Source organism: Nitratireductor sp. GZWM139 (assembly GCF_030068685.1).
Taxonomy (GTDB): Bacteria; Pseudomonadota; Alphaproteobacteria; order Rhizobiales; family Rhizobiaceae; genus Nitratireductor; species Nitratireductor aquimarinus.
The window spans coordinates 155,704-171,830 of record NZ_JAMQML010000006.1; the positions used below are offsets into that span (position 1 = coordinate 155,704).

Genomic DNA, 16,127 nt, shown 5'->3' on the forward strand with positions numbered 1-16,127 from the left:
ATGCTTCACGCAGCGAACCGTTTTGCGCCCAGCAGGAAGATGACGCCCATCGCCAGATCCACCGCGCTCATGGCGACACCGGCAAATGCGACTTCACCAAGAGACCAGGCGGCTGTCATGAGGCCGAAGAACACGATCTTGCTCACACCGAAGATCACAAGCACGGGTGTGTGAAGCGTCGTCGCGCGGGCCTGCCAAAGGCCGACAAGGGCAAATAGCAGAATGTTCGTCGCGATGAAGCCTGAATACAGGAAGGGCACATCCGTGGGCAGCGCCGCCATGCCGCCGAACTGTGCGGGGAACATGAATGTGGCGAAGCCCATGAGATTGTAGAAAAACGTGAAGAACAGCGTGTTGCGCAGAAAGCGTTCAGACATTGCGTGGGTCCGGTTCCGGGGCGAAGGATAAGCGCCGGTGAAAGACGCGGGGGCAGGTTCTTGTCTTTCACCGGCGGCAGGATCAGGAGGCCATCAGGGTGAGAAAGTTGGGCTGGCCGTTCGATGCGGTCAGGCCGCCATCGACCGGCAGAATGACGCCGGTGATGAAGCTTGCCTGATCGCTGGCGAGAAAGGCCACCGCGTTTGCGACCTCGAAGGGCTCGACGATCCGGCCCATGGGGATGCGATCCGCAAAGGCCTCCAGCGCGCCGCGCTTGCCTTTCAGGCCGTTGACCAGGCGCGTGTTCGCCGTAGCAGGGGCCACTGCGTTGACGCGCACGCCTTCCGGCCCGAGTTCCATCGCCATGCCCTGCGTCATCAGCGTCACGGCACCCTTCGAGGCGTTGTAGCCATACATGCCCCAGTCGGCGCGCATGCCCGAAACGGACGACATGTTGACGATGTTGCCTCCCGACCGGCGCAGGGCGGGAAGGGCGGCAAGAGAGACGTGACGCAGGCCGCTGACATTGATGGCCAGCATGGCTTCGAAATCGTCGTCGCTCAGCGTGTCCACCGTTCCCGGATTGGCCACGCCGGCATTGTTGACGAGAACGTCGATGCGCCCGAAGCGCGTCAGGGTTTCGGCGATCAGGCGTTCTGCTTCCGCCTTCACGGAGATATCCGCAGCGACGGCCATGGCCCGTTCCGGGCCGAGCTTTGCGACCATCTCATCAAGGTTGGACTGTTCGCGGCCGTTGACGACGACCGAGAAACCGTCTTCGGCAAGACGTATCGCGATGGCGCGGCCAAGGCCGGTTCCGCCACCGGTGACGATGGCGACTTTGTTGTCGGACATGATCCTGTCCTTTCAGTAGGGGGTTGGGGGGGCAACAGGGTTTGAGGGTCTGGTCAGGCGGCTTCGATAAGCTTCCTGAGTTCATCTTCATCGCGGCGGGAGAGCGAGGTCGTGTGGATTCTGCCCTTGCCCCGATAGGCGCTCAGACCGTCCATCACCTTGTCGATTGTCACATCGCGGACGAGCACGAACACCATGGCCTCGTCCTTCTCCAGGCTCGCGGCGACATCGCGCATGAAGCGGTCATCGATGCCGATATCCGTGAACTTGCCGGCCAGTGCGCCGGTGCCCGCGCCGATTACGAGGCCGGCCAGAGGGGCGAGGAAAAGGAAGCCGATCAGCGTGCCCCACCAGCCGCCGCTCAGTGCGCCGGCCCCGGTCAGGCTGACGGGCTGGTGCAGTTTGGGCTTGCCCTTCTCGTCCTTGGTCACGACGACAATGTCGTCCAGGGCAAGCAGATAATCGGACTGCATGGCAGCCAGATCCGAACGCAGGGCGAAGGCCGTTGCATCATCCTTGAAACTGATCGCGACAAGCTTGGACATCATGATCTCCTTGGTCAGACAATTTCTTCGGCAGCCTCATCGCTGCCCGTGACCTGAAGATCGGTGTTGTCATGCCAGAAAGCCAATTATCGGATTTTTGAATAGGCATAAAATATGTTATGTCTCGAACATGTCGATCACGCATCTGAGAAGCTTCGTTGAGGTCTACCGTCAGGGTTCGGTCAGTCGCGCCGCGCATGAGCTAGGGCTCACCCAGCCAGCCGTCACCGGGCATATCGCCAGTCTTGAAGCGCAGCTTGAGCGCAAGCTTTTCACGCGCCACGCCCGTGGCGTGACGCCGACGGTCATTGCCGACGAACTGGCCAGTCGCGTCACCGGCGCCATCGATGTGGCGGAGAATGTTCTGGCGGAGGTGCGGGCCCGCTCCATGCGCGTTTCCGGCACGATCCATCTCTGCGGCCCGTCGGACATTCTGTCCGATCTCATAACCGACCGGATCAAGACCCTGATGCACAGCAATCTGGCGGTGCAGCTTCACCCCGCCGTCGATGACGAGCCACCCCGCATGCTGGTCGAGGGGCGGTCAGACTTCGCCTTTGCGGTCAAGGTGCCGGACGATCCACGGATCGAGGCTGCGCTCTATGGCCGTGAGGAACTGCTGCTGGTGGCTGCGCCTGAGGTCGTGGAGCGGATAGGGCGTGAAACGGCGCTATCGGAAGCGCTGCAGGAGGTTCCGTTCCTCTCCTATGATCTGCAACGCTATATGATCCGCATGTGGATCGAGCACAATCAGATGTCCATCGGCAATGCGGAGGAGGCGGTCACGACGCCCGATCTGAGAGCGCTCAGGAACTTCGTGGTTGAAGGGTTCGGATGGAGTGTTCTGCCGCGCTATCTGGTGGCCGCGCATCTGCGCTCCGGTGCGCTGGACGTGATCGCAGGGCCACGCGGCAATCCTGAAATCGCCTATTACCTGCTGTGGCTCAAAAGCGCGATGCGCAATCCCAGAACGGCAAGGGCCAAGGCGCTGCTTTTGCAGCCGCCGGGCGATGGTGAGGCTCTCTAGGCCTTCGCCACGCATGATCCGCAATTGCCGCGGATCTCTATCGTGGTCTTGGCCGGCTTGAAGCGGTGGCTTCTGGCCCAGCCGTCGAGCCGGTCCTTCACGATCTCGTCGGAAAACTCTTCCACCTTGCCGCAGGCCTCGCAGATGGCAAAGGCGATCAGTTCCTGTTCGTGACAGTTGGGGTGTGCGCAGGCGACGAAGGCGTTCAGGCTTTCCAGCCGGTGCACAAGGCCCATCTCGGTCAGCTTGTCGAGCGCACGATAGACCTGCAGTGGCGCGCGCAGGCCATCGCCGCGCAGCCGGTCGAGGATCGTGTAGGCGCTGAGAGGAGCCTCTGCGCTGGAGAGCGTTTTCATCACCAGCGCCTGGTTGCGTGTCAGGTCGGCACTCATGGCTTGGTCTCCGTTGCGCGATCGTCGGTTCCTGCCCTTGGCGACGGCATGAGGCTGACGAGAAACAGCGCCAGCGCAGCCACCACGATTGAAGGTCCGGACGGTGTATCGAATTGCAGCGACGCCGTCAGCCCACCGATGACCGAAAGTGCACCGGCAATCGCGGCCAGAACGGCCATCATCTCCGGCCCGCCGGCAAAGCGGCGGGCGGTGGCGGCGGGAATGATGAGCAGCGCGGTGATGAGCAGAATGCCCACCAGCTTCATGGCGATGGCGATGACCGCGGCCATGAGCAGCATGAAGATCAGGCGCGAGCGCTCGGGTTTCAGCCCCTCGGCCTGCGCGATGTCGGTGTTGACGGTGGCCGCCAGAAGCGGCCGCCAGAGCCAGATAAGCAGCCCGAGAACAACCGCGCCGCCGCCATAGATGACGGCGATGTCGAGTTTCGAGACGGCGAGAATGTCGCCGAACAGAAAGCCCATCAGATCCACGCGCACCCACGTCATGAAGGCCACCATGACGAGGCCGAGCGCCAGTGTCGAGTGCGAGAGAATGCCGAGCAGGGCATCGGTGGAGAGCGCGCGACGCCGCTCCATGATGATGAGCGCCACCGAGGCGAGCGCGGCCACCAGAAACACGCCGACCATCAGGTTGATTTCCATGACCAGCGACAGCGCGACGCCCAGAAGTGCGGAGTGCGCCATGGTATCGCCGAAATAGGCCATGCGCCGCCACACGACGAAACAGCCAAGCGGGCCGGTTACCAGGGCGAGCCCGACACCGGCCACAAGCGCGCGGGTGAAGAAATCATCGAGCATTGTTTGCTCCCTTCGCCGGCGTGTCGCTGTCGCAGGCATGGTCGTGAAGGTGGTGACCATCCTCGGGATGGCAGTGCTCGGTGATGGTGCCATCGGCATGGCGCACGCGCCCGTCGGCCAGATGCGTGTGGTCGTGGTGATGGCGGTAGAGCGCCAGCGCTTCCGCCGCACGCGTGCCGAAGAGTTTGCGGTATTCGGGGCTGTCCATGACGCTTTGCGGCGCGCCGCGGCAGCACACATGGCCGTTCAGGCAGATCACCGTATCCGTGTCGGCCATGACGATGTGCAGGTCGTGCGAGATCATCAGGATGCCGCAGCCGGTGCGGTCGCGGATCTCGCGAATGAGTTCGTAAAGCGCGGCCTCGCCGGTGAAGTCGACGCCCTGAACGGGTTCGTCGAGCACCAGCAGGTCCGGCTTGCGCAGCATGGCGCGGGCCAGAAGCGCGCGCTGAAACTCGCCGCCGGAAAGGGCGGCCACCTGGCGTCCCGCCAGATGCGCCACGCCCGCTGCCGCGAGCGCTGCCTTGATCTCGGCGCTGCCGGCTGGCGCGGTCAGGGTCATCAGGCGCTCGACGGTCAGCGGCAGCGTCCAGTCGATGGCCACTTTCTGCGGTACATAGCCGACCCTGAGATCCGGCGCGCGATGCACATGCCCCTCGTTCGGCTGGATGACGCCGATGGCCGTCTTCGCGGTGGTGCTCTTGCCCGAGCCATTGGGGCCGATCAGCGTGACGATTTCGCCGCGCCGCACCGAAAGGTCGACGCCGCGCACCAGCCAGCGCCCGCTGCGGCTCACGCCGGCATTGTGCATCTCCACCAGCATTTCACCGGCGGTTTCGGGGGAGGGGCTTTGTTTTTTCAGCATGTGATTTTTCCGACTTGTCAGCGGATATGGCACACGTTATAGCGTAACGCAAGGATATGTAATGTCATAACATTCACCGAGGCGGTGAAGGTTGGGCTTGCATGCCATGTCCGTCCGTTCAATGCCTACAGGAGCCTTCCATGAAGTCGTTTCGCCTTTCGCTCGCCGCAGCCGCATCCTCCCTTGCGCTGTTGACGCCGGGCGCATTGACCGGAGCTTTCGCCGCCGACATGGAGGTCGTCACGTCCATCAAGCCCGTGCACTCTCTCGTGGCCGGGGTGATGGAGGGCGTAGGCGAGCCGGCGCTCATCCTGCAGGGCGCTGGTTCGCCGCATACCTATTCGATGCGCCCGTCGCAGGCGCGCATGCTGGCCAATGCGGATCTGGTGTTCTGGGTCGGGCCGGGCCTTGAAGTCTTTCTTGAAAAGCCGCTGGAAACGCTGGCCGGCGAGGCGACGCAGGTGGCGCTTTCCGACAGCGAGGGCCTGACCCTGCTCGAGATGCGCGAGGGCGGCGCGTTCGAAGCGCATTCGCATGGCGACGATCATGATGACCATGACGACCATGGCCACGAAGCGGAAGAAGGCGGCCATGATCACGCCCATGAGCATGGTCCCGACGCGCATCTCTGGCTTGATCCGGACAATGCGAAGATCATGGTGAGCGCCATTGCCGAGGCGCTCAGTGCGGCCGATGCGGAGAACGCGTCTGCCTATGCGGCCAACGCCGCCGCACTCAACGAGCGCATCGCGGCGCTCCAGACCGAGCTTTCCGCCGAGCTGGAGCCCGTCAAAGACCGTCCCTTCATCGTGTTCCACGATGCCTATCAGTATTTCGAAAAACAGTTCGGCCTTGCGGCAGCCGGTTCCATCACCGTCAGCCCCGAGATCATTCCCGGTGCGCAGCGTGTCGATGAAATCCGCACCAAGGTGCGTGAGCTTGATGCGGCCTGCGTCTTCGCCGAGCCCCAGTTCGAGCCGCGTCTCGTGGAGGTGGTCACCGAAGGCACTGACGCGAAATCCGGTGTGCTCGATCCGCTGGGCGCCGAGATCGAAGATGGCAAGGATCTCTATTTCGAGCTGATGCGCGGCATGGCGGCCTCGTTGAAGACCTGTCTCACGAAATAGGTTCAGGGGCATGGAGGCGATTGCTTCCAGGCCCGCTCATCCGGCCGGGTTCCGAGCCCATTACCAGCTCGGCCGGATGACGGCCCCTCGCCAAAACCCGTTTCAGTAGCCGCCCGCCTCTGGGGTGGCCCGAGTTTCCAGACTTGCCTGCGCCCGGTTCTCTACCGGGTGAAAGCCGGCATTTGCTTGTCCAATTCTAGTAACGTTATAACAAATAGGAGAGAAACGATGCGTCCTTCCATAGTCCTTCTGCGTGCGGGGCTTTTGAGCGCGGGTGCAGCACTCGCCGCGCTGCATCCGGCCCACGCCGATGAGCACGAGGCCTGGCGGCTGTTCGTCGCCGACCATTCCGCGCCGGAGCTTCGTGTGCTCGATGCGGAAAAGGGCGAGACGATTGAAACCTTCTCGCTCAAGTCTCCTGCGCGCGTCTACGCCACGGAGAGCAATGAGACCGTCTTTGCCGTCCAGCGTGACGCCAACACGGTGACGGCGTTCTCCAGCGGTATCCATTTCGACGATCACGGCGATCATGCCGACATGGAAGTCAGCGCTCCCAAGGCGCTCGACGGTTCCGTCGATGGCGACCGGCCGGTGCATTTCGTCTCCCATTATGGCGAGATCGCCCTTTTCTTCGATGGCGAGGGCGTGGCCCGCGTGGTTTCGGAAAAGCAGGTGCAGGACGGCAAGCCCGAATCCCGCGAGCTGAAGACCTCCGCACCGCACCATGGCGTCGTCATTCCCTATGGCGCGCACGCCATCGCGACCGTTCCCAACAGCAAGGACCCGAGCGAGCTGCCCGAGGGTGTGCAGGTGGTGGACGCCAGGGGAGAAGCCGTGGGGGATGCCGCTGCCTGCCCGGGCCTGCATGGTGAAGCCACCTCCGGCAACATCACGGCCATTGCCTGCGATACGGGCCTGCTCCTGGTTTCGGGAAGCCGCAGTGCCGCGCCCGTGATCCAGCATCTCGCCTACACGAAGTCGCTGCCCGAGGATCTGAAGGTCTCGACGCTCGCCGGCGGCAAGGCGCTGCAGTACTTCCTCGGCAATTTCGGCAAGTCGAACCTCGTCCTGATCGACCCGGAAGACGAAGATGCCTTCCGCCTGATCGAACTGCCGGTGCGCGCCGTGCACTTCGTGGTAGACCCGGTGCGTCCGAAGTTCGCCTATGTCTTCACCGAGGATGGCAAGCTGAACCGCATCAATGTGCTTTCGGGCAAGATCGACAAGTCGGTTGAGCTGACGGCAGCCTATTCGATGGATGGCCACTGGTCCGATCCGCGTCCGCGCATCGCCGTCACCGGCGAAGAGATCATGGTCACGGACCCGCTCAAGAGCGTTATCCGTGCGGTCGACGCAGAGACCTTCGAGAAGGCGCGCGACATTGCCGTTGAGGGTATGCCCTACAACATCGTGGCCGTCGGCGGTTCGGGCGAGCAGCACGAAAACCACTGATCCAGGATTGTGTTAGAATGAAAAAAGCCCCGGCATTGCCGGGGCTTTTTGCTTTGGGGCAGGGATGTCTCAAAGCGCGGTCAGTGCGTGCGCTCAGTGGCGCGAAAGCCAGTCGTCGATCTCGCGCTCGGCTTCTTCCTGGGCTTTGCCGTAGCGTTCCTGCAGCTTTCCGGCGAGTTCCCGTCGGTTGCCGCGCACCACGTCGAGATCGTCATTGGTGAGCTTGCCCCAGTTCTGCTGGACCTTGCCCTTGAACTGTTCCCAATTGCCTTCGATCTGATTCCAATTCATGACTTATCCTTCCGCATCTCTGCGGAGTGCACTCCGGTTTGTCTTCATCGGCCTAGGTGTCTCAACAATGCGCGAGCGGTGATGAAGTTCCCGCCTTTTCATAGCCGCGCCCAAATTGAAGCGCAGCGTCGCAGGACCTAAATCAAGCGGGAAAGGAAGCGATCATGGAAAGCCAGCCCGCCCCCTTTGTGCCGCCGGCCCCCAGCCCGCGCACCAAGCCGCCCTCCACGCTGGAGATGATGCGGATCGTCTATCGCAATCCGCTCGAACTGTGGGGCGAACCTTCCTACAACGAGCCGTGGATCAACATCGAGAACACGATTGGCGGGCCGCTGGTCATCGCCAATGATCCGGGGCTGATCCGGCATGTGCTCGTCGACAATGCGAAGAACTACAAGATGGCGCGGGTGCGCCAAAAAATCCTTCGCCCGATCCTGCGCGATGGTCTTCTTACGGCGGAAGGGGCCGTGTGGCGGCGTTCGCGCAAGGCCATGGCCCCGGTCTTCACGCCGCGCCACATTGCCGGTTTTGCAAAGCCGATGCTGGAGCGCAGCCGCGCCTTCGTCGAACGCTATGAAGATGCGGCAGGGCCGGTGGATGTGTCGCGCGACATGACGCTCCTGACCTTCGACATTCTGGCCGAGACGCTTTTCTCCGGCGAAATTGCGGGCGAGCCGGGCAGTTTCGCCGAACAGGTGGATCGCCTGTTTGAAACCATGGGGCGCGTCGATCCGCTGGATCTTCTGGGCGCGCCGGACTGGCTGCCCCGCATCACGCGCCTTCTGGGGCGCAACTCGCTTACCTTCTTCCGCAACATCGTGGCCGAGACCATGGCTCTACGGAAAGAGAAGATGGCGCGCGGCAGCGATGTGCCGGAAGACTTCCTCACGCTTCTCCTGCGCGCCGAAGGGCCGGAAGGGCTGACGCGCGAGGAGATCGAGGACAACATCATCACCTTCATCGGCGCCGGTCACGAAACCACGGCGCGGGCGCTGGGCTGGACCATCTACTGTCTCGCCGAAGCCCCCTGGGAGCGCGAGAAGGTGGAAGCCGAGATTGATGCGGTGCTCGCCCGCGAGCCCGATCCGGTCAACTGGCTCGACGCCATGCCCCTGACGCGCGCCGCGTTTGAGGAGGCGTTGCGGCTTTATCCGCCTGCACCTTCGATCAACCGCGAGGCAATCGCGGAGGATCGCTACCAGGACCTGACCATCGTGAAGGGCGCGCAGGTGCTTGTCATGCCATGGACGGTGCATCGTCACCGGGCGCTGTGGGACAATCCCGACGCCTTCATCCCGTCGCGCTTCCATCCGGGCAACAGGGAGACGCTCGACCGCTATCAGTATCTGCCCTTCGGCGCGGGGCCGCGCGTGTGCATCGGGGCCACTTTCGCCATGCAGGAGGCCGTCATCGCGCTCGCCATCCTGCTTTCCCGCTTCCGTTTCGACACGCTGCCGGAAACGAAGCCATGGCCGGTTCAGAAACTGACCACCCAGCCACAGGGCGGCCTGCCCATGCGCGTGAGCCGGCGCTCTCTTGATTTCATGTGAAATTGAAATTACTATTTATTTCTCATGGAGTGGTGATTGCATGCCCCAGTTGCAGAAGATTTCGGCGCCGGAGAAGACTGCTGTTGCAGCAAAAGCTGCAGTGAAGGCTGCAGAATTGCTGCAGGTTTCGGGGCGTGAACTTTCCAGAATTCTCGGGGTTTCCGAGGCTACGATGTCTCGTATTCGTCGTGCGCCCGATGCGGGTATTCTTCACGGCAAACCTTATGAACTGGCTCTCTTGTTTGTTCGCCTTTATCGTTCATTGGATGCGATTACAGGCGGAGATGATCAGGCATCCAGCGCATGGCTTCATGCGCATCATGAATTGTTGGGTGGCGTGCCCGCAGAACGCATTCTGAGGATTGACGGGTTGGTGCATGTCCTTGCCTATCTGGACACAAGACGCGCTCCGCTCTGAGACGCGGCCCCTGACGGGCAGCGGCTGGCGGCTTGTTGAGGCGCAACACCTCGTATCGACAATGAAACTGGTTGATACACTGGAGGAGCAGGAGCTTTTAGAGGCGGAGTTGGAGAAAACCAAACCGCCGGTTCCTCCGCAGTGCAGTCACCTCGATTTTCTGCTGTCTACGCCCTTTCGTTATGGGCGCTATCCGGGCAACTCACGCTTTCGTCGCGAAGGTTACACTCCGGGTGTGTTCTATGCGAGCGAGGCGGTCCATACGGCGGTGGCTGAAACGGCTTTTTATCGGGCTCTCTTCTTCGCTGAGAGCCCAGAGACTCCTCTCCCTCGGAATGCCCTCGAGTTCACCGCATTTGAAGTTAATTTCGCTGTCGATCTCGCACTCGATCTGACTGCACCGAATCTGAACAGGGATTCCCGGCACTGGCTGCATCCAACTGACTATTCAGCTTGTCTGGAACTGGCAGACGGTGCGCGCGCAATCGGGACCAAGCTGCTTCGCTACCGGTCCATTCGCGATCCATCTGGCGGAGCAAATCTGGCGATACTGGATTGCCAAGCCTTCACTGCGAGCCGTCCAGTTACAAGGGCAACCTGGCATCTGGCATTTTCGAAGCAGTGTATAAATGCTCTCTGCGACTGGCCCAGTAGTCGGTTGTCACTACCGTTTTCCGTCTTCGCAGACGATCCTCGCATGGCGCGGTTCAAGGTGTCCTAGAACGGCTGGATCGTTCGGACACTGGCCCTCGAAAACTATCCCCCCTGAAACACATTCTCCACATGCACCGGCCAGCGGCGGGGGAGGATGGCGACGAGATCGAAGCGTAGCGAAAGGCGGGCGTGGTCGGGCTGGCGGCCAAGCCACAGATCGGCGGCGTGTTCGATGCGGATCTGCGCCTGATAGCCGACCGCGTCCATTGCCTGCTCCAGCGTCGGCCGCGCCTTGACCTCGACAATCGCAACCACATCGCCGCGCCGGGCGATCAGGTCTATCTCGCCGAGTTTCGTGCGGTAACGCCGGGCCAGAATGCGGTAGCCCTTGAGGCGCAGGGCCATTGCTGCGAACCATTCGCCGCGATGGCCGAGCCTGTAGGCCTTGCGCCGCGCCTCAGCCGGCATCGCTTTCGGCCTTCAGCGCCAGAAGCCTCTGATAAAGTTCGGATTTGCGGCCGCCCGTCATGCGCGCCGCCTCGCCGGCGGCCTTGGAGGCCGACATTTCGGTGGAGAGCGACAGAAGCAGCCGGTCGACATCCTCGGCGCTGACGCTTTCCTCTTCCTGCGGCGGCTCGATGCAGACAACGACCTCGCCCTTGGGTGCGCCGGTTTCGGCATAATGCTCGGCCAGCTCGGCCAGTGTGCCGCGGCGGAATTCCTCGAAGGTCTTGGTGAGTTCCCGCGCGACGCAGGCAGAGCGTTCCGCTCCCAGCGTTGCCGCCATGCTGGCAAGGCTGTCGGCCAGCCGGCGCGGGGATTCGAAGAAAATCAGCGTGGCCGGCGTCTGGCGGAAGGTTTCGAGCCGCGCGCGGCGCTGGCCTTCCTTGACCGGCAGAAAGCCGCCGAAGAGAAAGGCATCCGTTGGCAGGCCGGAGGCCGAAAGCGCCGTCAGCACCGCCGAGGGGCCGGGAATGGGAACGACGCGCAACCCCTTTTCAACGGCCTGATCGACAAGCCTGTAACCGGGGTCGGAGACAAGCGGCGTGCCGGCGTCGGAGATCAGCGCGACGCTCATGCCATCCCCGATGGCGGCCAGCAGACGGGGCCCTGCCTCGCGCGCATTGTGCTCGTGATAGGCGGTGAGGCTGTGGCTGATGCCATAGCGCGCCATCAGCACGCGCGAGACGCGGGTGTCTTCGCAGGCAACGATGTCCGCGCCCGCCAGAATGTGGAGCGCGCGCAGCGTGATGTCGCCCAGATTGCCGATGGGCGTCGCCACCAGATAGAGCGCGGGCTCCAGCGGGTCGGCGCCGATACGGGCGTTGCCGACGACGAAACTTTTCTCCACGCGCGGGTTATCCATAGCTCATTGGTCCTTATTCGCTCATCTCTTTGACATGCCGACATGAGGGTTGCAAAGTCGCGCGCTCAATTTGGGACGGATGCGGTAATGAAGTTATGGACAATGCCCGGTCGCAGGGCCGGGTTTCTCACGGGCGCGCTTGCAGCGCTTCTGGCGCTTGGCGGCTGCATGGGCAGCGATGTGCCTTACGGCGTGCCGCAGACGAATGGCCAGAGCGGCTTCAACCAGCCCTTCGCGGACAATGCCCCGCGTCAGCCGGCCACTGGCGAGGTGATCGGCTCGGGCGATACGCGGGTGGCGCTTCTCCTGCCGCTGACGGGTGAGGGCAACGCAAGCCGCATTGCCGCTGAACTCAAGAACGCGGCCCTGCTGGCGATGGATGACAGCGGCATGCAGACGCTGGAACTCGTGGTCAAGGACACGGGCGGCACGACCGAAGGCGCGACCGCCGCCGCCACGCAGGCGCTGACGGAAGGCGCGTCTGCCGTTCTGGGGCCGCTCTTCTCGGCCAATGTTCGCGCTGCAACACCGGCGTTGCAGGCAACGCAGACGCCGATGATCGCATTCTCGTCGGACCGCGCGGCTGCTTCGCCGGGCGTCTACCTCAACTCATTCCTGCCGCAGGGCGTCGTGAACCGCACGCTCACCTATGCCGCCGGTCAGGGCGTGCGCTCCGTTGTGGCGATCCTGCCGGAAGGGGCGGCGGGCGACCTCGCCGAGGCCGAGGCGCGGCGCACCATGCAGCAAACCGGCGGTGAGCTGACGGCGGTGGCGCGCTACGCCTATGACAACATGTCCGTCTATGAAGCCGTGCAGAGCGTGGCTGATGCCGTGCGGGCCGCCGATGCGGTGTTCATTCCCGATGGCGGCAGCAGCCCGGCGACCATCGTCACCACCATGACGGAAACCGGCATCGACGTTTCCAACAAGAAGATCCTCGGAACCGGGCAGTGGACGAGCGCCAACCTCGCCGATCCCGCGCTTCAGGGCGCGTGGTTCGCCGATACGGATCAGGCGCGCGTCAACACCTACAAGCAGCGCTATCAGGCGCGCTTCGGGGCCGAGCCCTCGCTCACATCGGCGCTCGCCTATGACACGGTCGTTCTGGTGGCCAACATTGCAAAGGGCGGCGGCGGCGTTCAGCGCCATGCGCTTGAAACGCCGGTCGGCTTCAATGGCTATACCGGGCTGTTCCGCTTCAATGGCGATGGCACGACCGAGCGCGGCTATGCGGTCTACGAGGTGCGTGAGGGCCGTCCGCAGGTCATTGATGCCGCGCCAACCCGGTTCGGCGGGGCTTTCTAGATCGGTTTTTGATCGAGCGCCGGCTCAGTCTGCTGCGGCGAAATGCGCGATCTGGTCGGCATGCGCCTTCGCAAAGGCCGGGCGGGCGGTGGCGCGGGTGACATAGTCGCGGCAGGCCGGATAACCCGCCAGCCCGTCGAAACGGTCGACCAGCCGCAGCACATCGGCCATGGCGATGTCGGCGATGGAAAAGCTGTCCGCGAGCCATTCGCGGTCAGCCAGAACGCTCTCCATGTGCTTCAGGCGGGCGTTCAGGAAGTCGTTCAGGGGCTTCCAGCCGGGCGTGTCGCCGGCAAGGCCGTGAAACTGAAAGATCGTCCAGGGCAGGCTTGCCGCCTCGACCGAGTTCAGCGCTGCAAACAGCCAGGCGATGGTTTCACTGCGGCCCTTTTCATCCGTGGGCATCAGCGCATCGCTCTTTTCGCCCAGATGCAGCAGGATCGCACCGCTTTCGAAGATCGAGGTGTCGCCATCCGTCAGCCACGGCACCTGCCCGAAGGGCTGGTGCGAGAAGTGCCCGGGCTGCCGGTCGCTGAACGCCGCGCTTTCCACGCGGTAAGGCAGGCCGGCCTCTTCCAGAGCCCATCTTATCCTCAGGTCGCGCACATAGCCGCGCGGCAGCTCGGGCACCCAGTCGAACGTCGTCAGCGTCAGCTCTGCCATCAATCGTCTCCTCTTCCCAGGCCCCGAGCTATAGCGGGCCACCGGCGAGGCAACAAGGCGAGGCGGCGGCAGGCGCATTCGCTCCTGCCATATGCTGCAATCGGTTTCTGAGACCCGCGAATGCCGGTCTATTCGCGCGCCAGATCGGCCACGACCGCATCCAGCACGATCATGCCCTGCGGGGTGGCGCGCAGGCGGGTGTTGCCGATGGGCTCGACAAGGCCCTCTTCCTGCAATACGGCGATGCGGCTGTTTGAAAGCGCACGACCGGAAAGCGCCTCGTAGCGCGGCAGGTCGATGCCCTCGACAAGGCGCAGGCCCATCAGCAGGAACTCGTCGGCTTCCTCGTCATGCGTCAGCACCTCGCCGCCGATCACGCCATGGCCCTTGGTCTCCACCCGCTCCAGCCAGGTTTCCGGCATCTTCTCGGTGAAGGTGACATGGCGGCGGCCATTCTCGATGAAACGGCCATGGGCGCCGGGGCCGACGCCGACATATTCGCCATAGCGCCAGTAAACGAGGTTGTGGCGGCTTTCCGCGCCGGGGCGGGCATGGTTGGAAATCTCATAGGCCGGCAGGCCGTGCGCCGCCGTCACCTCCTGCGTGATCTCGTAGAGCCGCGCGGCGTGGTCGCCATCGGGCATGTCGAGCTTGCCGGCGGCATGCAGAAGCTGGAAGCGCGTGCCTTCCTCGATGGTGAGCTGGTAGAGCGACAGGTGGTCGGCGGCGTGGCCGATGGCCTGTCTGAGCTCTTCGGCCCAGGCTTCCTCGCTCTGGCCGGGGCGCGCGTAGATCAGGTCGAAGGAAAGGCGCGGGAAGGTCTCGCGGGCAAGGCCGATGGCCTTCAGCGCCTCTTCCACATTGTGCAGACGGCCGAGAAACTTGAGATCCCGGTCGTTGAGCGCCTGCACGCCGAGCGAAACCCGGTTGACGCCGGCAGCGCGATAGCCGCGAAAACGGTCGGCCTCGACGGAGCTTGGATTGGCCTCCAGCGTCACCTCGATGCCGTCGGGAACGCTCCAGTTGGCGGTGACCGCGTCGAGCAGAGCGCCGACCGTACGCGGCTCCATCAGCGAGGGCGTGCCCCCGCCCAGAAAGATGCTGGTGACGGTGCGCGGCCCGGTGCGGGCGCGCATGGTGGCAAGCTCGCGCTCAAAGGCGGCGGCAAAGCGCTCCTGATCCACCGGCTGGTGGCGCACATGGCTGTTGAAGTCGCAATAAGGGCATTTGGCCGCGCAGAACGGCCAATGCAGATAGATGCCGAAGCCCGGCGTCCTATCGAGCGGGGTGATCACGCGGCGCCCAGCCTTGCCCGGGCGAACTTCTGGAACGCGCGGGCGCGGTGGGAGAGGGCGTGCTTGTCGCCGGGCTTCCAGCCGTGCTTCTCCTCGGCCGTCATCTCGCCGAAGGTGACGTCATAGCCCTCGGGCTGGAACACCGGATCATAGCCGAACCCGTCCGTGCCGCGCGGCGGCCAGACCAGATGGCCTTCGGCTTCACCGCGGTAGTATTCGGTCTCGCCATCGGGAAAGCACAGGCAAAGCGTCGCCACGAAGCGGCCGGTGCGCTTTTCCGGCGTGTCCGCGCCAGCCTCGGAAAGCAGTTTTTGCGTCTTCTCCATGGCCATCATGAAGTCGCGACTGCCGTCATCCTTCGTCGCCCAGTCGGCGGTGTAGACGCCGGGTGCGCCGTCCAGCGCATCCACGCAGAGACCGGAATCGTCCGACAGCGCCGGCAGGCCGGTGGCCTCGGCGGCGGCAAGCGCCTTGATGCGGGCGTTCTCTTCAAACGTCGTGCCGGTTTCTTCCGGCTCGGGCAGGCCAAGCTCGGCAGCCGAGCGCACCGTGTAGCCGAACGGGGCCAAAAGGTCTGAAAACTCGCGAAGCTTGCCCTTGTTATGGCTGGCGAGCACAAAGGTCTTGTTGTCGATCGGTCTCAAGTCAGTCCCCAGATGCGCGGTTCGGCGAATTCGAGCGAATTGCCGGAAGGATCGCGGAAATAGATCGAACGACCGCCACCCGGCCATTCGAAATCCGCCTCGATGGCGATGCCCGCCGCTTCGAGATGCGCCTTCCAGCGGGCAATCTCTTCGGCAGTTGCGGCAAAACAGAGGTGGCCCTGTCCGCGCGCGCCGTGCGGCGGCACGGGAAGCCGGGCGTCGGCTGCGGGCGGTTCGGCGGTAGCCGCCGGGTTGAAGAGCAGCAGTACGGTCTGCCCGCAGCGAAAGAACACATGTCTGCCCTCGACCCTGGCAATCCGCTCCAGCCCGAGCGCCTCGCCATAGAAGCGCTCGGCTTCGGCAAGGTCACTTACATAGAGCGCGGCTTCCAGTATGGCCGGGGGTTGCATGGCTCGGTTACGACCCTTTCGGGATCAGAGCATCGGACCGAAAGTGGAAACCGGTTTTCGGTCTATTCCGAT

20 protein-coding genes are annotated in these 16,127 nt (G+C 63.5%); 7 read left to right on the top strand and 13 right to left on the bottom strand.

Annotated features, from left to right (window positions below; all coding sequences use genetic code 11):
• Window positions 1-5 precede the first annotated feature (5 nt).
• The 3 genes from NDI72_RS09415 to NDI72_RS09425 all read right to left on the bottom strand — a co-directional run bounded on the left by NDI72_RS09415 (window position 6) and on the right by NDI72_RS09425 (window position 1,778).
• Window positions 6-377 (bottom strand): hypothetical protein, encoded by a 372-nt coding sequence (locus NDI72_RS09415; RefSeq protein ID WP_283800318.1) that lies wholly within the window; start codon window positions 375-377, stop codon window positions 6-8.
• Between the two features lie 82 nt (window positions 378-459).
• Window positions 460-1,233 carry a meso-2,3-butanediol dehydrogenase gene (budC, locus tag NDI72_RS09420; RefSeq protein ID WP_283800319.1) on the bottom strand — a complete coding sequence of 258 codons (774 nt, stop codon included), beginning with the start codon at window positions 1,231-1,233 and terminating at the stop codon, window positions 460-462.
• Window positions 1,234-1,286: 53 nt separating this feature from the next.
• Window positions 1,287-1,778: a DUF1269 domain-containing protein gene (locus NDI72_RS09425; RefSeq protein WP_206994378.1), complete on the bottom strand. Its 492-nt coding sequence runs from the start codon at window positions 1,776-1,778 to the stop codon at window positions 1,287-1,289.
• Window positions 1,779-1,908: 130 nt separating this feature from the next.
• Here NDI72_RS09425 and NDI72_RS09430 point away from each other — a divergent pair, with 130 nt between their 5' ends.
• The gene (locus NDI72_RS09430) at window positions 1,909-2,805 is read left to right on the top strand and encodes a LysR family transcriptional regulator (protein ID WP_206994377.1); all 897 of its coding nucleotides are present in this window, start codon (window positions 1,909-1,911) and stop codon (window positions 2,803-2,805) included.
• Here NDI72_RS09430 and NDI72_RS09435 read toward each other — a convergent pair.
• Genes NDI72_RS09435 through NDI72_RS09445 form a run of 3 tightly spaced genes read right to left on the bottom strand, consistent with a single transcriptional unit; the run spans window position 2,802 to window position 4,880 of the window.
• Window positions 2,802-3,197 (bottom strand): Fur family transcriptional regulator, encoded by a 396-nt coding sequence (locus NDI72_RS09435; RefSeq protein ID WP_283800320.1) that lies wholly within the window; start codon window positions 3,195-3,197, stop codon window positions 2,802-2,804. The genes NDI72_RS09430 and NDI72_RS09435 overlap by 4 nt on opposite strands.
• Complete coding sequence (znuB, locus tag NDI72_RS09440) at window positions 3,194-4,015, bottom strand: zinc ABC transporter permease subunit ZnuB (RefSeq protein ID WP_206544428.1); 822 nt, start codon at window positions 4,013-4,015, stop codon at window positions 3,194-3,196. Before znuB ends, NDI72_RS09435 begins: the two co-directional genes overlap by 4 nt.
• The gene (locus NDI72_RS09445; RefSeq protein ID WP_283800321.1) at window positions 4,005-4,880 is read right to left on the bottom strand and encodes an ATP-binding cassette domain-containing protein; all 876 of its coding nucleotides are present in this window, start codon (window positions 4,878-4,880) and stop codon (window positions 4,005-4,007) included. Before NDI72_RS09445 ends, znuB begins: the two co-directional genes overlap by 11 nt.
• Before the next feature lie 140 nt (window positions 4,881-5,020).
• Here NDI72_RS09445 and znuA point away from each other — a divergent pair, with 140 nt between their 5' ends.
• On the top strand, window positions 5,021-6,007 hold the full coding sequence (gene znuA / locus NDI72_RS09450; RefSeq protein ID WP_283800322.1) for a zinc ABC transporter substrate-binding protein ZnuA: 987 nt from the start codon (window positions 5,021-5,023) through the stop codon (window positions 6,005-6,007).
• Between the two features lie 228 nt (window positions 6,008-6,235).
• On the top strand, window positions 6,236-7,459 hold the full coding sequence (gene aztD / locus NDI72_RS09455; RefSeq protein WP_283800323.1) for a zinc metallochaperone AztD: 1,224 nt from the start codon (window positions 6,236-6,238) through the stop codon (window positions 7,457-7,459).
• Window positions 7,460-7,552: 93 nt separating this feature from the next.
• Here the strand turns inward: aztD and NDI72_RS09460 are convergent, their stop codons facing one another.
• A complete protein-coding gene (locus NDI72_RS09460; protein ID WP_206544432.1) occupies window positions 7,553-7,750 on the bottom strand; it encodes a CsbD family protein in 198 nt (65 codons plus the stop codon).
• 164 nt (window positions 7,751-7,914) lie between these two features.
• Here NDI72_RS09460 and NDI72_RS09465 point away from each other — a divergent pair, with 164 nt between their 5' ends.
• The 3 genes from NDI72_RS09465 to NDI72_RS09475 all read left to right on the top strand — a co-directional run bounded on the left by NDI72_RS09465 (window position 7,915) and on the right by NDI72_RS09475 (window position 10,439).
• Window positions 7,915-9,300 carry a cytochrome P450 gene (locus NDI72_RS09465; RefSeq protein ID WP_283800324.1) on the top strand — a complete coding sequence of 462 codons (1,386 nt, stop codon included), beginning with the start codon at window positions 7,915-7,917 and terminating at the stop codon, window positions 9,298-9,300.
• A 40-nt stretch (window positions 9,301-9,340) separates the two neighbouring features.
• Window positions 9,341-9,718, top strand: a complete 378-nt coding sequence (locus NDI72_RS09470; protein WP_283800325.1) for an MbcA/ParS/Xre antitoxin family protein — start codon at window positions 9,341-9,343, stop codon at window positions 9,716-9,718.
• A 61-nt stretch (window positions 9,719-9,779) separates the two neighbouring features.
• Window positions 9,780-10,439, top strand: coding sequence for an RES family NAD+ phosphorylase (locus NDI72_RS09475; protein WP_349632269.1), 660 nt, complete (start codon window positions 9,780-9,782; stop codon window positions 10,437-10,439).
• Window positions 10,440-10,474: 35 nt separating this feature from the next.
• Here NDI72_RS09475 and NDI72_RS09480 read toward each other — a convergent pair whose 3' ends face one another.
• Together NDI72_RS09480 and rsmI are read right to left on the bottom strand one after the other, a co-directional pair.
• Window positions 10,475-10,840: a YraN family protein gene (locus NDI72_RS09480; protein WP_113153913.1), complete on the bottom strand. Its 366-nt coding sequence runs from the start codon at window positions 10,838-10,840 to the stop codon at window positions 10,475-10,477.
• Window positions 10,830-11,738, bottom strand: a complete 909-nt coding sequence (gene rsmI, locus NDI72_RS09485; protein ID WP_283800327.1) for a 16S rRNA (cytidine(1402)-2'-O)-methyltransferase — start codon at window positions 11,736-11,738, stop codon at window positions 10,830-10,832. The genes NDI72_RS09480 and rsmI overlap by 11 nt, the downstream gene beginning before the upstream one ends.
• A gap of 87 nt (window positions 11,739-11,825) precedes the next feature.
• On the opposite strand from rsmI, the gene NDI72_RS09490 reads away from it, so the two are divergent.
• Window positions 11,826-13,043 carry a penicillin-binding protein activator gene (locus tag NDI72_RS09490; protein ID WP_206544435.1) on the top strand — a complete coding sequence of 406 codons (1,218 nt, stop codon included), beginning with the start codon at window positions 11,826-11,828 and terminating at the stop codon, window positions 13,041-13,043.
• Window positions 13,044-13,067: 24 nt separating this feature from the next.
• On the opposite strand, the gene NDI72_RS09495 is transcribed toward NDI72_RS09490, so the two are convergent.
• The 4 genes from NDI72_RS09495 to NDI72_RS09510 form a co-directional block, all read right to left on the bottom strand.
• Window positions 13,068-13,706, bottom strand: a complete 639-nt coding sequence (locus NDI72_RS09495; protein ID WP_113153916.1) for a glutathione S-transferase family protein — start codon at window positions 13,704-13,706, stop codon at window positions 13,068-13,070.
• A gap of 128 nt (window positions 13,707-13,834) precedes the next feature.
• Window positions 13,835-15,001: a radical SAM family heme chaperone HemW gene (gene hemW, locus NDI72_RS09500; RefSeq protein WP_283800329.1), complete on the bottom strand. Its 1,167-nt coding sequence runs from the start codon at window positions 14,999-15,001 to the stop codon at window positions 13,835-13,837.
• Window positions 14,998-15,645, bottom strand: a complete 648-nt coding sequence (gene rdgB / locus NDI72_RS09505) for an RdgB/HAM1 family non-canonical purine NTP pyrophosphatase (protein ID WP_283800330.1) — start codon at window positions 15,643-15,645, stop codon at window positions 14,998-15,000. The genes hemW and rdgB overlap by 4 nt, the downstream gene beginning before the upstream one ends.
• Window positions 15,642-16,055 carry a VOC family protein gene (locus tag NDI72_RS09510; protein WP_206544439.1) on the bottom strand — a complete coding sequence of 138 codons (414 nt, stop codon included), beginning with the start codon at window positions 16,053-16,055 and terminating at the stop codon, window positions 15,642-15,644. Before NDI72_RS09510 ends, rdgB begins: the two co-directional genes overlap by 4 nt.
• Between the last annotated feature and the right edge of the window lie 72 nt (window positions 16,056-16,127).

Coding starts and splice junctions, on each gene's coding strand:
- NDI72_RS09495 (WP_113153916.1), bottom strand. CDS start 13,706: ATGGCAGAGCTGACGCTGACGACGTTCGACTGGGTGCCCGAGCTGCCG.
- NDI72_RS09510 (WP_206544439.1), bottom strand. CDS start 16,055: ATGCAACCCCCGGCCATACTGGAAGCCGCGCTCTATGTAAGTGACCTT.
- NDI72_RS09445 (WP_283800321.1), bottom strand. CDS start 4,880: ATGCTGAAAAAACAAAGCCCCTCCCCCGAAACCGCCGGTGAAATGCTG.
- NDI72_RS09490 (WP_206544435.1), top strand. CDS start 11,826: ATGAAGTTATGGACAATGCCCGGTCGCAGGGCCGGGTTTCTCACGGGC.
- budC (WP_283800319.1), bottom strand. CDS start 1,233: ATGTCCGACAACAAAGTCGCCATCGTCACCGGTGGCGGAACCGGCCTT.
- NDI72_RS09425 (WP_206994378.1), bottom strand. CDS start 1,778: ATGTCCAAGCTTGTCGCGATCAGTTTCAAGGATGATGCAACGGCCTTC.
- znuB (WP_206544428.1), bottom strand. CDS start 4,015: ATGCTCGATGATTTCTTCACCCGCGCGCTTGTGGCCGGTGTCGGGCTC.
- aztD (WP_283800323.1), top strand. CDS start 6,236: ATGCGTCCTTCCATAGTCCTTCTGCGTGCGGGGCTTTTGAGCGCGGGT.
- NDI72_RS09475 (WP_349632269.1), top strand. CDS start 9,780: ATGAAACTGGTTGATACACTGGAGGAGCAGGAGCTTTTAGAGGCGGAG.
- NDI72_RS09470 (WP_283800325.1), top strand. CDS start 9,341: ATGCCCCAGTTGCAGAAGATTTCGGCGCCGGAGAAGACTGCTGTTGCA.
- rsmI (WP_283800327.1), bottom strand. CDS start 11,738: ATGGATAACCCGCGCGTGGAGAAAAGTTTCGTCGTCGGCAACGCCCGT.
- NDI72_RS09415 (WP_283800318.1), bottom strand. CDS start 377: ATGTCTGAACGCTTTCTGCGCAACACGCTGTTCTTCACGTTTTTCTAC.
- NDI72_RS09465 (WP_283800324.1), top strand. CDS start 7,915: ATGGAAAGCCAGCCCGCCCCCTTTGTGCCGCCGGCCCCCAGCCCGCGC.
- NDI72_RS09460 (WP_206544432.1), bottom strand. CDS start 7,750: ATGAATTGGAATCAGATCGAAGGCAATTGGGAACAGTTCAAGGGCAAG.
- znuA (WP_283800322.1), top strand. CDS start 5,021: ATGAAGTCGTTTCGCCTTTCGCTCGCCGCAGCCGCATCCTCCCTTGCG.
- NDI72_RS09435 (WP_283800320.1), bottom strand. CDS start 3,197: ATGAGTGCCGACCTGACACGCAACCAGGCGCTGGTGATGAAAACGCTC.
- NDI72_RS09430 (WP_206994377.1), top strand. CDS start 1,909: ATGTCGATCACGCATCTGAGAAGCTTCGTTGAGGTCTACCGTCAGGGT.
- NDI72_RS09480 (WP_113153913.1), bottom strand. CDS start 10,840: ATGCCGGCTGAGGCGCGGCGCAAGGCCTACAGGCTCGGCCATCGCGGC.